Annotated in this window: 18 protein-coding genes and 1 pseudogene; 10 read left to right on the forward strand and 9 right to left on the reverse strand. The window is 67.6% G+C overall.

Features of this window, described 5'->3' with window-relative positions; translation table 11 throughout:
• The first annotated feature begins 13 nt into the window (after positions 1-13).
• Positions 14-442, forward strand: a complete 429-nt coding sequence (locus AB0I66_RS35120) for a hypothetical protein (RefSeq protein WP_363212078.1) — start codon at positions 14-16, stop codon at positions 440-442.
• Positions 443-639: 197 nt separating this feature from the next.
• Here the strand turns inward: AB0I66_RS35120 and AB0I66_RS35125 are convergent, their stop codons facing one another.
• A complete protein-coding gene (locus AB0I66_RS35125; RefSeq protein WP_363212079.1) occupies positions 640-1,329 on the reverse strand; it encodes a nitroreductase in 690 nt (229 codons plus the stop codon).
• Between the two features lie 109 nt (positions 1,330-1,438).
• Here AB0I66_RS35125 and AB0I66_RS35130 point away from each other — a divergent pair, with 109 nt between their 5' ends.
• Complete coding sequence (locus AB0I66_RS35130) at positions 1,439-2,044, forward strand: TetR family transcriptional regulator (protein WP_363212080.1); 606 nt, start codon at positions 1,439-1,441, stop codon at positions 2,042-2,044.
• Positions 2,045-2,241: 197 nt separating this feature from the next.
• Here AB0I66_RS35130 and AB0I66_RS35135 read toward each other — a convergent pair whose 3' ends face one another.
• Positions 2,242-3,474: an FG-GAP and VCBS repeat-containing protein gene (locus AB0I66_RS35135; protein WP_363212081.1), complete on the reverse strand. Its 1,233-nt coding sequence runs from the start codon at positions 3,472-3,474 to the stop codon at positions 2,242-2,244.
• A gap of 468 nt (positions 3,475-3,942) precedes the next feature.
• On the opposite strand from AB0I66_RS35135, the gene AB0I66_RS35140 reads away from it, so the two are divergent.
• The gene (locus AB0I66_RS35140) at positions 3,943-4,143 is read left to right on the forward strand and encodes a hypothetical protein (protein WP_363212082.1); all 201 of its coding nucleotides are present in this window, start codon (positions 3,943-3,945) and stop codon (positions 4,141-4,143) included.
• A 177-nt stretch (positions 4,144-4,320) separates the two neighbouring features.
• On the opposite strand, the gene AB0I66_RS35145 is transcribed toward AB0I66_RS35140, so the two are convergent.
• Positions 4,321-4,872: a GNAT family N-acetyltransferase gene (locus AB0I66_RS35145; RefSeq protein ID WP_363212083.1), complete on the reverse strand. Its 552-nt coding sequence runs from the start codon at positions 4,870-4,872 to the stop codon at positions 4,321-4,323.
• 307 nt (positions 4,873-5,179) lie between these two features.
• Here AB0I66_RS35145 and AB0I66_RS35150 point away from each other — a divergent pair, with 307 nt between their 5' ends.
• On the forward strand, positions 5,180-5,749 hold the full coding sequence (locus AB0I66_RS35150; RefSeq protein ID WP_363212084.1) for an SMI1/KNR4 family protein: 570 nt from the start codon (positions 5,180-5,182) through the stop codon (positions 5,747-5,749).
• A 128-nt stretch (positions 5,750-5,877) separates the two neighbouring features.
• Here AB0I66_RS35150 and AB0I66_RS35155 read toward each other — a convergent pair whose 3' ends face one another.
• Positions 5,878-6,315, reverse strand: a complete 438-nt coding sequence (locus AB0I66_RS35155) for a hypothetical protein (RefSeq protein WP_363212086.1) — start codon at positions 6,313-6,315, stop codon at positions 5,878-5,880.
• 163 nt (positions 6,316-6,478) lie between these two features.
• Here AB0I66_RS35155 and AB0I66_RS35160 point away from each other — a divergent pair, with 163 nt between their 5' ends.
• Together AB0I66_RS35160 and AB0I66_RS35165 are read left to right on the forward strand one after the other, a co-directional pair.
• Entirely contained in the window at positions 6,479-7,738 is a 1,260-nt protein-coding gene (locus AB0I66_RS35160; protein WP_363212368.1) for a sensor histidine kinase, read from the forward strand.
• Positions 7,723-8,370 (forward strand): response regulator transcription factor, encoded by a 648-nt coding sequence (locus tag AB0I66_RS35165; RefSeq protein WP_363212087.1) that lies wholly within the window; start codon positions 7,723-7,725, stop codon positions 8,368-8,370. Before AB0I66_RS35160 ends, AB0I66_RS35165 begins: the two co-directional genes overlap by 16 nt.
• Positions 8,371-8,382: 12 nt before the next feature.
• On the opposite strand, the gene AB0I66_RS35170 is transcribed toward AB0I66_RS35165, so the two are convergent.
• The 3 genes from AB0I66_RS35170 to AB0I66_RS35180 all read right to left on the reverse strand — a co-directional run bounded on the left by AB0I66_RS35170 (position 8,383) and on the right by AB0I66_RS35180 (position 9,628).
• Positions 8,383-8,649 (reverse strand): hypothetical protein, encoded by a 267-nt coding sequence (locus AB0I66_RS35170; protein WP_363212088.1) that lies wholly within the window; start codon positions 8,647-8,649, stop codon positions 8,383-8,385.
• 249 nt (positions 8,650-8,898) lie between these two features.
• Positions 8,899-9,111 carry a hypothetical protein gene (locus AB0I66_RS35175; RefSeq protein WP_363212089.1) on the reverse strand — a complete coding sequence of 71 codons (213 nt, stop codon included), beginning with the start codon at positions 9,109-9,111 and terminating at the stop codon, positions 8,899-8,901.
• Positions 9,112-9,220: 109 nt separating this feature from the next.
• Positions 9,221-9,628 (reverse strand): VOC family protein, encoded by a 408-nt coding sequence (locus AB0I66_RS35180; protein WP_363212090.1) that lies wholly within the window; start codon positions 9,626-9,628, stop codon positions 9,221-9,223.
• 91 nt (positions 9,629-9,719) lie between these two features.
• On the opposite strand from AB0I66_RS35180, the gene AB0I66_RS35185 reads away from it, so the two are divergent.
• Both AB0I66_RS35185 and AB0I66_RS35190 read left to right on the forward strand, forming a co-directional pair.
• Positions 9,720-10,727, forward strand: a complete 1,008-nt coding sequence (locus AB0I66_RS35185) for a YafY family protein (protein ID WP_363212091.1) — start codon at positions 9,720-9,722, stop codon at positions 10,725-10,727.
• Positions 10,728-10,805: 78 nt separating this feature from the next.
• Positions 10,806-11,198, forward strand: a complete 393-nt coding sequence (locus AB0I66_RS35190) for a VOC family protein (RefSeq protein WP_363212092.1) — start codon at positions 10,806-10,808, stop codon at positions 11,196-11,198.
• 44 nt (positions 11,199-11,242) lie between these two features.
• Here AB0I66_RS35190 and AB0I66_RS35195 read toward each other — a convergent pair.
• A pseudogene (locus AB0I66_RS35195) lies at positions 11,243-12,041 on the reverse strand (IS630 family transposase).
• A gap of 223 nt (positions 12,042-12,264) precedes the next feature.
• Positions 12,265-13,104 carry an NAD(P)H-binding protein gene (locus AB0I66_RS35200; protein ID WP_363212093.1) on the reverse strand — a complete coding sequence of 280 codons (840 nt, stop codon included), beginning with the start codon at positions 13,102-13,104 and terminating at the stop codon, positions 12,265-12,267.
• Between the two features lie 125 nt (positions 13,105-13,229).
• Between AB0I66_RS35200 and AB0I66_RS35205 the strand changes: the two genes are divergently transcribed.
• Positions 13,230-13,607 (forward strand): helix-turn-helix domain-containing protein, encoded by a 378-nt coding sequence (locus AB0I66_RS35205; protein ID WP_363212094.1) that lies wholly within the window; start codon positions 13,230-13,232, stop codon positions 13,605-13,607.
• A 110-nt stretch (positions 13,608-13,717) separates the two neighbouring features.
• Positions 13,718-14,161 carry a hypothetical protein gene (locus AB0I66_RS35210; RefSeq protein WP_363212095.1) on the forward strand — a complete coding sequence of 148 codons (444 nt, stop codon included), beginning with the start codon at positions 13,718-13,720 and terminating at the stop codon, positions 14,159-14,161.
• The last annotated feature ends 157 nt before the right edge of the window (positions 14,162-14,318 follow it).

Raw genomic sequence — 14,318 nt, forward strand, 5'->3', positions numbered from 1 at the left:
CAGGATCACCGGCATGACACCGTTGCTTCTCACCGACATCGAGCGAGCCGTTCGCAGCAGTTGGAGTGCCGAGACGGCCACACCTGAATTTCGGTCGCACTGGACCAAGGACAATCCGGCCCGGGACCAGTGCGGCGTAACTGCCATGGTGCTCAACGACCTGCTGGAAGGCGAGTTGATCCGGGGCGAGGTCCACGTCGACGGAGAGCGTGTGGACTACCACTGGTGGAACCGACTGGGCATGGGCATCGACATCGACCTCACCCGCGAGCAGTTCAGGCCGGAGGAGATCGTCACCGAAGGCATCGTGATCCCTCGCCCGCCCGTGACCGAGTGGCGCAGGCTCCGCGAGGAGTATGAGCTTCTGCGTGACCGTGTCCTGGAGAAGCTTCATCGCCAACAGGAAACAGCCGCTGCGGCCGTATCCCGACAGCTGACTTGACCTGTGCGGCTCGTGTACGGATGGCGGCGAGGCGGTAGACATCGCACGCACTCCACTCGTCCAGCGCCGTGGGCCGGGACGACGTCGGCCAGTGGCCGGATTTCGTTAGGGCCCTCGCAAGCGCAGCCAGACACCTGCCGCACGCGACACGAGATCACCGAAGCTCGCTTCTGATGCAACGTGCCCGAACAGCACATCTAGCGGTGGAAGGCCGTAGTCGACTCGACGGGAGCGCGCTGGGTCCTCACCCGATTCACCGGCGCGCTCTCGTCGGCGTAGCCGAAGGAGATGCCGACGAGCAACTTCCCACCGGTGATGCCGAGTTCAGTGCGGACGGTGTCGGCGTAGAAGCTCAACAACCCCTGCGGGCAGCTGTCCACGCCGTACGCGGTCATCGCCAGGAGCAATGTCTGCATGTAGGCGCCGGCATCCGCGGCCAGGCGCGCCTGTCCGTCACCGTGGACGAAGAGGAACGCCGCGTGTGGCGCACCGTAGAACCGCAGGCTCTGCACGTCGTATGCCGCACGTGCCGCGTGGTCATCGGGACCGATCCCCAACGCCCCGTACAGTTCGGCGCCGAACGCCTGCCGGCGTTCCTGGTGCACCTGCGTGTACATCTCCTCGGAATACGGGAAGTCCGCCGCAGTGCGCTGTCCGGCGTGGGCCGTCTGCAAGGCAGCGGTCAGTCGCTCACGTGCCGCTCCGCTCACCACCTCCACCTGCCACGGCTGGGCGTTGGAGTTGGACGGCGCGGTGCCGGCCAGCGAGAAGATTTTGTGCATCGTCTCCTCGGGTACGGCGTTCGGACGAAACGCCCGGGTCGCGTGGCGGCCGCGTATGAGCTTCTCCGCGCAACCGCTCAGTTCGGTGGGGACGCACGTGTCCATGGGACTCCTTGGTGATCGAGAAAGAGCCGATGTAAACGGATGCGTTTACATCAGGACGTCACCGTAGCGTGCCCGCCGACCGAAGTAAACGAACCCGTATACTTACGGCGTGGATACGACCGAGCGCGCGACGGCACCCGCATCCCCTCGGCGGGGGCGTGGAGGGCGCGAGCGCATTCTGGCTATCGCCGCCCGACTGTTTGCGACTCAGGGCATCAACGCGACCGGCATGGAACAGGTCGCGGAAGAAGCACCCGTGTCCAAGCGGACGCTCTACGCGCACTTTCGCACCAAGAACGACCTTGTCATCGCCCACTTGCAGGGCCTCGTAACGTCGGGGGCCACATTGGAAGCCGTGCTGACCCGCGAGGACATCCCGCCGCGTGACCGGATCCGTAAGCTGTTCGACCCCTGGGAGGCGGACGCGGCTCCGGTGCGCGGGTGCCCGTTCATCGATGCCGCAGCGGAGTTCCCCGACCCGCAGAGCGCGGTGCACTCCTACGCCCGCGAGCAGAAACTGCGCATGGTGGAACTGATCGTGGCCTTGGTGACGGAGCTGGGCTGTCGCCAACCCCTCGTACTCGCCGAGCAACTGGCCACCCTCGCGGATGGCGCGGCCAGCCGCGCCATGGTGCTCGACGAAGCGGACTACGGCCGTCACGCCTGGGCGGCGGCGGAAGTCCTCCTCGATCAGGCTCTGCCAAGATCAAGCTGACGATGTCGTGCGAGTGCTGCACCACGCACGCACCGGGGCCGGATTCCCACACCGGGGAGTCCGGCCCTGCTGACCTCAGCACCGCTGCCGTCCTGCGCCGGCGAAGGGCGAAGGGCGAAGGGCGAAGGACGAAGGGCGATCGAGTCTCATCGAGTCATCGACGGTTCGAGGGTGGGGAGATGAGGGAGCCCGCAGCGTCAGCTCCGCACGCCCATCCCCGCCTTCGCGCTTTTGGTGAGTTCCGGCTCCCTGGCGGGGAACTCCGCTTTGCCTCCCGGGAAGAGCAGCAGGCCGTCCGTTGTCTCGGCCACCACGTCCGTGTACCTGTCGCCGTTGATGTCCAGCAGGGGCATGGTGGCGCTGAGCGATTCCCCGCCGTAGGCCGTCGCATCGAAGGCGGTGGCCCGCGATGGGTCGGGGCCGGAGCCGTCGGTCGCGCTGGGCAGCAGGGTGAAGCGACCTGCCTTGTCCTCGCCCGGGGTGTTGACCACCAGGTCGGGGTGCCCGTCGTCGTCCACATCACCGGCGCCGGAGACCGCACCGAACATGTCCTTGCCCTGCGAATCACCGGGGATGCCCGGGGTCTCCTGGTCGTACACCGTGTTGCGGCGACCCGTACCGGGGCCGCCCGGGGCGCCGTAGACGATGGTGAGCTGTCCCGGGTCAAGGCCTTCGGCCGGTGACGCAAGGCCGCCTCCTCCGATGAGGAGGTCGGTGATGCAGTCGCCGTTCACGTCGCCGGCCAGCGGCGTCAGGACTCCGTCCTCGACGCTGTTGTCCAGGCCCTTGGGCGGGTCGGCCCGGACAGGGCCGTCAGGGCCGCCACGGAAGTAGGCAGCTGCCGGAATCGGGTCTGAACCCGGATCCTCGTCTTCCGCATATGGCGAGCTGCCGGTGAAGAGCAGGTCGTCGGAGCCGTCGCCGTCGAAGTCACCGGAGGTGGCCCCGCCTCCAGCGGCCTCCCAGTCCTGCTCAGCCAGCCGGGCCGGGGCGCCGTCTCGGTCGAAGGGGCCGTACGCGATCCGCCCTGGAATCTGCTTCGGGTCCTTCTCCTGCGCCCCCTTGCCCCGGTCGATCAGGTCGAGGGCCCCGTCACCGTTGACATCGGCAACCGCCGTCGCGAGGAACTGGCGCGGCGCGACCATCGTCACTGGCTTGCCGAGCCCGTTCCTCCCGCCGAACAGGACCACCGCCTGGTAGGCGACGTCCGGTCCGGCCTTCTGCCCCGGTCCCGTGGGCTCACGGGTGGCGACCAGGTCCGTGAATCCGTCACCGTCGAGGTCACCGCGGAGCAGCGGGCCACTGTAGGCAGCGCGGTAACGCGTGGCGCGGGCCGTGTCCAGCCCGCTCCGCGAGCCCGGGAGGACGACGATGGCGACCTTGCGTCCGGCCTCTGACCCGCCAGGGGTGCGGCTCGCTTCAACGGCCACGAAGTCGTCGTAGCCGTCCTTGTCGAAGTCACCGGTGGCGGAGTCGCTGCGACCGTCGCGATCCCGCGGTGCCGGCCGGTTCTCCCACGAACCGTCGGCTTTCCCGTCCCGACTCCCACTATGGCCTGTGCACCCCGTGAGCAGGAGGACTGCACAGCCCAACAGGGCGAAGGAGGACCTGGGTGTCACCACGTGGGCTCCTGACGCAAGGAAGGTTGCCAGAGGAAATCTGACTTGCCACGTGTCACAGCAGAGCCAAGCCCCGGGTCCACGTACGCACCCGCGAGCTCCCCCGGCTGCCACCCCTGACGATCAGCACCCCGTGCGACGCAAATGTCGACGGCCCAAACCTAGTGATCATCGACCTTCCATGGCAATGCTCACGGTGCGATGACACAGGACAGCCACCGGCGTGGAGGGGACTCCTCGGACTCGCATCGTAAATCGAACACATGCTCTACTAGGGTCATGGTGCACAGAGATCACTCCCCCGGCATCGTGCAGACCCAGCGTGACTGGACCCGCACCTACAACGCTCTCGCCCAGGCCCCCGCCACCAGCAACACCGCCCTGCGCCGGCGCCTCATCGGCCTGTCGCGTCGTCTCGTCCAAGAAGTGCCGCGAGCCCAGCTCGCCGACCTGCGCCGCCGCGCCGAGGAACGGTCATGACCTGGCGCTCATGGGGCATCACCGAGAGGCAACAAGCACCGCTCTCACTCCTCGCCGAGACATGCCCCTGCTCCCTCGCCCTGGCGCCTGCCGAGCTACACCCTCGTATCGGGGTCGACCACGAACGTGCTGCTTCATCGCAAGCAACCGATGGAGCCGGTGCGACCTTTGAACGGCTCAACCGCGCGGTGAAGCCACGTTCCACGCGCCGAACCACTGCTCCGCGCCCCACTCCTCGAACCGCTCCACCTCGCTGAACCCCAGCTTCACCGCGAGGCGCATCGAGCGGTTGTTGGCGATCTGGGTGCAGAGCACCACCGGCTCGCCGGGGAACGCGTCAGCGAACCAGTCGAGTGCCGCCGCGCACGCCTCGGCGGCGTAACCACACCCCCAGGCTTCGGGCAGGACCATGTAACCGAGTTCGGTCTCCCCGCCCTGCGGGCGAATGTGTCCCGGACGCTTGGCGTCGCGCAGATCGAGAAGCGAGATCGTGCCGATCATCTTCCCCTCGAGAGCGATGACGAAGAGCCCAGGGCGCCGCCCGGGTACCTCGGGCACCGAGCATTCGAGCTCGTCACGCGGACGGGGGCCGCCGAGATGGGCGCGTACCTCGGACGAGGCGAACAGCTCGATGAACGCCGCACGGTCGCGAGCCTCGGACGCACGCAGCACGAGCCGCTGGGTCCTGATCGGAGCAGGCGGCCAGGCGACAGGTCCGAGGTCGGTCATGGCGGGCAACCTACCGCACCTGCGTGACGGTGATCCCAAGAGGCAGGAGCCAGGCTGGAGTTCGCTTTCACCCCAGCCCTCATCACGGACGGGACGGCCGACCGCACACCACCATCAAGTTGCTCTACTGCGCTGGCGGTTGCCGTGGCCAGACGACCGGGACGTCATCGCCGGTGGGTGCTGTTTTCGATGCCGCCAGCACAGTCTCCGTCCCGTGCAGGGTGGGGAGCCGCAGTCGACACGTCGAGGAGTAACCTCCGCACTCGTACGGTCACATGAGGTGTCCGTACAGGGAGGGCAGTGAACGATGAGCGCAGCGGCAAGCTGGTCCCGTTTGATGAGTCTTCTGCGTCAGCACGCCCCGGCCGATCACGCGGACCTGCCAGGGCCCGCGACAGAGCAAGCCCTCGTGGCGGCCGAAGAACGGATGGGTATTCTCCTGCCTCAGGATCTGCGGTCCTGGCTCCTGCAGAACAATCTGGATCTTCCTGAGGAAGATGTGGACGAGGAAGTGGCATGTTCCGGCTTCGCCGGGTTCCCCGACGAGGGACGCTTCTACCTGGGCATACGGGCGATGGAGCAGCTCTACGCGAATCGCTCCCTGCCCGGTGGAATCAATCCCCCGGGCCAGCTGGACAATCCGTTCTGGCGCAATGAGTGGATCCCGTTCCTGACGGACCAGGACGGCTGGGCGGGAAAGTTCATCGACGTGCGCGACGGGCGCATCGGCAGATGGTGCGTGGGTGAGATCACGGTCACCGGCGAGTACGCCTCCCTGGCTGACTATTTCGACTCCGTGGCGGACATGCTGTCGAGGATCGCCGAGGGAAGCCATCCGGTCTGCACGGTCACAGACGGGCGACTTGTGTGGTCGTGAAACGCCGGAGCAGCGTGACCACGGCGCGGGCGCCTGCCGTGCCATGCCGCGCCGTGCCATGCCGTGCCGTGCCGTGCCGTGCCGTTGGCGGGGTGTCAGCTCTGGGCAGCGCGCAGGAGGTAGCTGTGTCAGCGTGAGGTGGGGAAGGCGGCGCGCAGTGCGCTGGACCGGGCGACGCATGCGGCGGGGATGAGGGGCAGCACGCAGAGGGCCTGCATCAGGGCGTACCACGGCGGGCAGAGGCCCGGGATCAGGTCGACGCCGACGATGGCGATCGGCATGATCACGGTGAGGGCGCTCAGGCGCTCGAAGGCCCGTCGAGAACCCCAGGCGGCAGCAACGGTCATCCGATAGAGCAGCACGGCGGCGACAGGCAACAGGCCTGCCCGCACCCACATGAACGTGTTGACCAGATGGCCGCTGCCGGAGACCGCGATGACCGCCAGCAGGGCGAGGGTGCTGAGCGCGCCGTAGGCCTTGACGCTGTGGTGCACCCTCTCGAAGGCCCCGTGGGCGTGGGGGGTGTTGACGAGCGTCGCCTGGGTCGTGTGCTTGTTGGTTTCCATGCTCAGTGACGCTATGGAGCACCCGGCGCAGGCGGTATCGGCCTGGGCCCACGGTTGAGTGGGGGTAGCCCCACTGTCCGGCAGGCTCTGGCCGTGGCAGGCTCCGTGCGGTGCACGAGGGGCGCACCGGACGCAAAGCGAAGGCAATGCGAGGGAAGAGATGTTGAGACAGCTGAGTTCGTGGCCTGCGCGCGCTGGCGTGGGGTTTCTACGGGCGTGCCTGGTGGCGGTCATCAGCATGCTGGTCCCGGCCGTGTGGGCCGCCGCGGTCGCGCTGGGGATCTGGTGGGGTGCGGCTAACCCCTGGTCGTGGATGTTGCCGGTCATCCTGGTGTGCGGGGGCACGCTCGCTCTGGCCCGCCCGGTCTGCCAGATGGTCCGCTTCCTGGTCGCGCGGTGGACGGCCACCGTCATTCCCGCCGGATACCGGCAGGGTGGACCGGTGACACTCATGTCCACGGGGTACTGGTGGAACGGCTTCGGTTACGAGCGCACTCGCCGCGACGCCCTGATGGACCAGAAGTGGCGGGTGTGGTGGTCCGATGCCGCCCGCTGGCGTGACCTGCGGTTCACGGCAATCGTGCCGCTCACTGCGGGCATCATCGCTGCCCTCCCGCCGGCCGGGGTGGCCGCGGCAATCCTGGGGCTGGCCCAGCCGGGGTCCTTCGCCCACATTGTGGGGGCGCTCGGCCTGGTCGTGGCCCTGACCGGCGCCCCCTATGCCTGGCGGTGTCTCGCACCGGTGGCCGTCCGTTTCCTGCGCCCCTCCCCCGCGATGGCGCTGGCAGGGCGGGTGGAGGAACTGACCGCCCAGCGCGCGGATGTGACGCTTGCCCAGGCCGCAGAGATCCGCCGGATCGAGCGGGATCTGCACGACGGGGCACAGGCTCGCCTGGTCGGGCTCGGGCTGTCCTTGGCGACCGCGGAGAAGCTGATGGAGAGCGATCCGGAGCAGGCCAGGACGCTGATGCGACAAGCGCGGGCCGGTGCCACCGCCTCCCTGAGCGAGCTGCGTGAGCTGGTGCAGGGAATCAACCCGCCCGTGCTGAACGACCGCGGGCTCATCGATGCCGTGCGCGCCCTTGTTCTGGACTGCCGGCTCGAAGCATCTGTCAGCGCAGACCTCGAACTCACCTTGGAGCCGCCGATCGAGTCCGCCCTGTACTTCGCCACCGCCGAACTGCTGACCAATGCCGTCAAGCACGCTCACGCGACGACAGCTCACGTCTCCATCACCGCGGACGAGACCAGCATCGTCATCGATGTCGAAGACAACGGCCGCGGCGGGGCCGTCCTGCACACCGATGGCGGACTGGCGGGGCTACGCCGCCGCCTCGCGGTCTTCGACGGTGCTCTGGAGATCACCAGCCCGCACGGCGGCCCGACACGGGTGAGGATGCAGGTGCCATGCGCATCGTCGTAGCCGAAGACCTCTACCTGCTGCGTGAGGGAATGGTCCGCCTCATCGAGGCCTACGGGCACCAGGTGGTGGCGACCGCAGCCACCGGCCCCGAGACCCTGCACGCACTGCTGACGACGCGGCCCGATGTCGCCGTCGTCGACGTCCGCATGCCCCCGACCCAGACCGACGAGGGCCTTCGGGCGGCCCTGGCCGCCCGCAGCGAACTGCCCGGACTGCCCATCCTCATCCTCTCCCAGTACGTCGAGCAGCTCTACGCCCGCGAACTCTTGGCCGACGCCACCGGCGGCATCGGCTACTTCCTCAAGGAGAGCGTCTTCGACGCCGATCAATTCATCGACGCTCTGGCACGCGTCGCCGCCGGCGGCACCGCCATGGACCCCGCGGTCATCGCCAAACTCCTGTCCAGCGGAACCACCAACCGGCGCCTCCACCCCCTCACCCCACGCGAACACTCCGTGCTCAGCCTCATGGCCCAAGGGCTGTCCAACCACGCCATCAGCCAACAACTCTTCCTCAGCGAAAGCACCATCAGCAAATACACCACCTCCCTGTTCAACAAACTCGGCATCGCCGAGGACGACAACAACAACCGCCGCGTCCTGGCCGTCCTCACCTACCTCAACAACCCCTGACACACCCCGACTTCATGGCGTGGACAATAATGAGTTGCTGTCATGGGGCGAGGCCGCGATATTCAGCGGATGAGCAGATTCGCCGAAGTCATGGTCCTGGCCAGAGAGGCCGAAGAGGTCATGGAGCCTCTCATCCGGCGCGATGACAACCGTGAATGGCACCAGTGCTTCACGCGTGTCGGAGACCACGTGTTCGCCGGATCGGCTGAGCCGTCCCAAGAGTGCTACGCGTGGGTCATTCAGCTCATTCGCCACAACTGGCACGGTCTGCTGTCCCACCTCGAATCACTTCCCTGGCCCGACCCTCAGTCGGTCCAAGTACTGGTACGTGACGAGGAGGATGCTTGCTTCGGCCTGTGGATGCTGTACGACGGGAAGCTCACCGAAGTCACTCTCCCTCGCACCGTCCGAGAGCCCTTTTCCGCCAGTGTCTCCGGAGTGCTCTCACGCACTGATCGTCCCTGACCCCGACAAGGAAGAGATCATGGCTTCCATGTCGTCATGGGCGACCAGCGCTGCGCGGGGCGATCAGCATGTGAGGCCGATGATGCCCCACCCGCGCCCGGCGGCCTCGGTGACCACCTCTCCCCATTCGGTGACGAGGCCAGCAAACGAGCAGAAGTCGCTGACCCAGCCTTTGAGTTGGCCGAGGTGCTGTTCGAAAGGGTCACGCAGGGACGGCAGGCCGGGCTCGGCCCGGGGGTGAAGGGAGGTCACATCAATGTGCAGGGCGGGTGTCATGGGTCAGGCGGCCCGTCCCGTCGCGCTGGGCGCGGGCCCGTCGTCGATGCCGGCGGCCTCGATGGCAGCGACTCCGCGCTCCAGCACCATTGAGACTATTTGCTCCCCCTCAGCGGCCGAACTTCGCGATGGCCGCCGGTGTGACGGGGGTGAAGAAATTGACCAGGTTGCCGTCGGGGTCGCGGAACAGGAGCGAGCGGTTGCCCCAGGGCAGCGTGGTGGGCTCGTTCACGAAGTCCTCCACGAAGCCGGTCAGGTTCCGGTGCACACCGTCCACGTCGTCGACGAGGAATTCGAGGATGACGCTGTGGTTGTCGGCCGGGCGGGCGGATCCGGGCGCGAACAGTGGGACCGTGCGGGTGCTGCCGATGGCGAGGGTGGCCGAGGCGGCCCTGAGCTCGGCGAAGTCCTCGTTGACCCAGTCGGCGGTCATGCCGGTGGCGCGCTCATAGAAGTCGACGAGGCGGGCTACGTCGCTCGTGATGATGCGGACAGAGACGAAGTTGGCGAAGTTCATGGGTTTTCTCCAGGTCGTTCCGTGCTTCTGACCTGAGGCTATGACCAATACCGGGCGAAACCCGCCCGGTTTATCGGGCAGACTTCCGCACATGACCCGTCCCATCGCCCGCGTCCTCACCATCCTTGAGCTCCTGCAGTCGGGCGGCCTCAGGACCGCGTCCGAACTCGCCGAGCGGCTCGGCGTCGACGAACGCACGGTGCGGCACTACGTCAGCCACCTCGTCGACCTCGATGTGCCCGTCGAAGCGGTCCGCGGCCGCTACGGCGGCTACCGGATCTCCCCCGGCCATCGCATGCCTCCGCTGATGCTCGGCGACGACGAGGCGCTGGCCGTGCTGCTCGGCCTGGTCGCGGGCCGGCGCGCCGGACTGACGGCTGCCACCGGGACGGCGGGTGAGACGGCGACGGCCAAGATCCGCCGAGTACTGCCCGAGCGGCTGCGGCTCCGACTCGACGCCGTGCTCACCTCCCTTGCCTTCACCGCCCAACCCGACGAAACAATCGCCCCGGACTCTGCAGTCCTGCTGCCAGTCGCCGACGCGGTGAACCACCACCGGTCCATCTCGATCAAGTACACCGACACGAAGGGCCGTCCCAGCGAACGCACACTGCACCCCTATGGACTCGTGGCCCACTCCGGCAAGTGGTACGTGACGGGGGCGGACCTCTCGACCGGCGGCCAGGACCGCACGTTCCGTCTGGACCGCGTCACCGACGTGCGGACCCTGCCGGGCTCCTTCGCACCACCCGCTGGACTCGACCCTGCCGAACACGTCCTGACGACACTCGCCACGGCTCCGTACCGGCATGCGGTGACCCTGCGCGTCCAGGGCACGGCCGAGCACATCCACACCCGGCTTCCGCCGAGCGTCGCGCTCGTGGAGGAACTGGCGGCCCACAAGACCCCGAACAGCTCGGATCCACCGGACGAGCCGTGGGTCCGCGTGGAGATGCGCGTGGACCGGCTCGACTGGCTGCCTGCCGTACTGGCCTCGTTGGACCGGCCCTTCGTCATCGAACGCCCGGAAGAGCTCCGCGACCTCGTCGAGGCCCTTGCCGAACGGCTCGTGCACTCCGCCCGGGCCGAGCGTTCCTAGTTCTGTGACCGGGAAGGTTCGCCGGGGTGGTGGCGAGCGTCGGCGTGTTCGCTCGATTTGTCCGTAGGCTCGGTCGTCATGCAGACAACGGTGTCCTTTGTTCATCACCTCGGCGTGGTCGCTTCGGATTTCGAGGCCAGCGAACGGTTCTACACCTCTGCGCTGGAGGCACTGCGGATCGGCGTCGGCTACCGGGCCGACGGCGTCGCGGAGTACTGGAGTCCGGAGCAGGACACGCCGTCGTTGTCCCTGGAACGCGCGGAGGATGAGACCAGCGTCACCACAGGGGTGCACATCGCGTTCACGGCGGTCAACCGGGATGCGGTGGACGCCTTCCACACGGCTGCGGTAGCGGCCGGAGGCACCTCCCGGCACGCGCCCCGCGTATGGAGCGAGTACCGCGCCTACTGTGCATTCGTCAGCGACCCGGACGGCAACAACATCGAAGCCGTCCACAAGGAGACCTCCTAGCGCTCCGGTGCTGTTCAGGCTGCTGCAGCGACGGGTCGGCCACCTCAGCGGATGCGTTGCTCGCTTCGGACGCGGGCTCGTTCGCGGCGTTGGGCCGCGAGAACGTCGGGGTGCCGGGGGTACTGGTTGCGCCGGCGCAGGTAGCGGTGCAACTCGCGGGTCTGGAGTGTGCGGTTGGGGTGGTTGGAGTTGTCGAGAGTGAACTGCCTCAGCGGCCCGAAGTGCGCGTAGATCGGGGCGCCGTCCGGACGGGCCGCCCGGATCGATTTGGGCGCGGACCAGGTCGGGCCGGTGCCCTCGCGGCGCCGGACCACACCCCACAGAGTGTCATCGCCGACCGCGTAACAGCCGTGGAAGTAGCGGGTGCCGTGGGTGCGGTGACAGGTCGCCGACAATCGGTCGGGCTTGTGCCGCCTTGCCCAGCAAGACCCTGCGGCCGGACGGCTCCCCAGAGGCCCGAACTCGTCGAAGGCGAAGGTCCGCTCGGGCCACTGGGTGAGCGCGTACTCGATCCGGTCAAGCTTGGCGTCGAAGTCCGGGGCGCTCGATTCCTTCCACCTCTTGGTGCGCTGGAAGGTGATCCCTCGGCGGACCAGCAGGCAGCGCAGCGCCTCGCGTCCGACCCGTAGCGACGTGCGACGCGAGTGGTCGGTGAGCTTCCAGATCGACCAGCGGGTGAAGGGCTTGCCGAGCTTGTGGGGCGGGTAGTGGCCGCCTCGATGACAATGTTCTCGTCGTCACCGTTGAGCAGGCGGGGACGGCGCGGACGGTGTCCTCGTCAGCCTGCACGAGGCGGTCGATGACCGGGACGCTGTTCTCGCCCGCCGAGGCCAGCAGCATCATCGCCCTGCGAAACCGCAGCGTGTTGGCACTACCCCGGCGCACGATGCGTTGAAGCCTCTGCCCTTCCCCCTCGGCCAACGTCCGCACCCGGACCGGATGTGTCGTCGTGCCTCCCCGCACCGAATCAGTCGTGTTGTCACATCCAACCGGAGCGACGCCGGGCACCACCACCCCGGCGAACCTTCTCGGTCACGGCACCAGCGACCCGAGGCATCGATGTGCCTCAGCGGAAAGCAGCGATGTTGCGGGCGACCCAGGCGTCGAAGGGGCGCGGGGCACGGCCGAGTACGCGTTCCACGTCCGGACTGATCCGCAGTTCGGCCGGGTTCGGGGCGGAGATGATGTCCAGGGTGTCGTCGGCGAGTTCGGCGGGCACGAACCGGGTCATCTGACTCTTCGCCTCGTCACGGGTCAGTTCGTCGAACCGTACGGGCGAACCAAGCGCGGCGGCGATCGCCTCCGCCTGCTGACGCGGTGTGATCACCTTCGGCCCGGTCAGTTCGTACACCCCACCGGTGTGCCGCTTGTCCAGCAGGCAGGCCGTCGCGACCTCTGCGATGTCCACCGGGTCGATGACCGGCACTCCCACATCGCCGAACGGTGCGGCGACCGTTCCGTTCGTACGGACGGACTCCGCCCAGGCCAGGGCGTTGGAGGCGAAGCCGCCCGGGCGCAGGACGGCCCAGTCCAGACCGGACTCCCGCAGCGCGTCCTCCAGCGCGCGCATCGCGACCCGCGTCGGGCCCAGCGGTCTGGTGGCCACGCCCAGCGAAGACAGCAGGACGACCCGGCGGACCCCGCAGGACACGGCCAGGTCGATAAGGTCGGCGGCCCTGGCTTCGGGGGCGTGCAGATCGCCCGACAGCAGGAGGAACAGCGCCTTCACCCCCTTCAACACCGGCTTGAGGCTTGCCGGTTCGGCCAGGTCGGCAGTCGCGTGCCGCACCCCCTCCGGCGCAGTCGCCGCGCGCCGCGACACCGCCGTCACCTGCTCGCCCGCTTCGGCCAGAGCCTGCGTCAGAGGCCGGCCCACATTCCCGGTAGCCCCGGTCACCACGATCATGTTCAGCTCCTAGTTTGTTGTGCGCTGCGCGCTGCGGCTGTGCACGGTGGTTGTGCACGGCGGAGGTTGACGCTAGGAGCCGGGCTTACATTCCGTAAGGACATACCCAGAGGTAAGCTCCGGACATGAAGGAAGGCACGCAGCTGACAGGGGCCGAAGCGGGCCCCCGGTATGAGGTGTTTCACACCGACTGCCCCGCGCGGGACATGGTCGACCACGTAACCAGCAGGTGGGGCGTCTGGGTGCTGATCTCTCTGCGAAACAGCGACCTTCGGTTCTACGAGCTGCGGGACAGCATCCAGGGCGTCAGCGAGAAAATGCTCGCCCAGCCCCTGCGCGCGCTGGTCAAGGACGGTCTGGTCTGGCGGGCGGTGGAGCCGACGACACCGCCCCAAGTCACGTATGGGCTAAGCGAGTTCGGGCGGCACATCAGCGAACCGCTGACGGACTTGTTCGACCGGATCACCGAGCGGCTGCCCCCGCCCCCGCCGAGTCCGGCGTAGCGCAATCACCTCTCACTGCCTCAGGATTTTCGCATCGCACGAGACGGATACCCGTGTATGCGACGCCCCCCCAGTGAGAGCAGCTGGTCATGAGAGGGCATCATGCGCGGATGAGTAAGTTGAGATGCTGCCTGCCGCTGGTGATGGCAGCCATCCTCGTCGTTCCCTCGTGCGGTTACGGCGACAAGACGGCGAAGGTCAGCGTGGCTGACGTCGTCGGCGAATGGGCCGAGCCCGGCGGAGGGAGTTTCTCCCTGTCCGCCGACCGGACTTTCACAGCGTCCGGTCTGAAGGCGGATTTCTTTGCCGACAGCCAATGCCGGCCGGGCAAAGTGGCGGGCAGCTGGGGCTTCTGGGTCGATAAGAGCGACGCACTGTCGGTGGTCTCGGAGAAAGCGGCATCGGGATCCTGGATCGGGCTGTCGTTCAACGGTGTGCCGCAGGGAGATTGCAACATCGACCTCGCCGCGGTCGACGGCGGTAGAAAGCTTTGCGCCTCCATCGACCCGGACGACCCGTGCGGCTTCGATGCCAAGTTCTCCCGCGAACCGTGACGCCGGGCGCACCAGGGAAACAAGCGGTCCAATTAAGCACATCCTCAGGTCGCCTGATTCTGGGCAGGGTTCTGGGCTGGGCATCCCCCGTAGACGTACGGGTCGATCTCGTTGCCCTTCCTGTCCCAGAGGTGAAAGCAGTGTCCGTTGACCCACA

Origin of the sequence: Streptomyces sp. NPDC050439, assembly GCF_040655335.1 — a bacterium.
Taxonomy (GTDB): domain Bacteria; phylum Actinomycetota; class Actinomycetes; order Streptomycetales; family Streptomycetaceae; genus Streptomyces.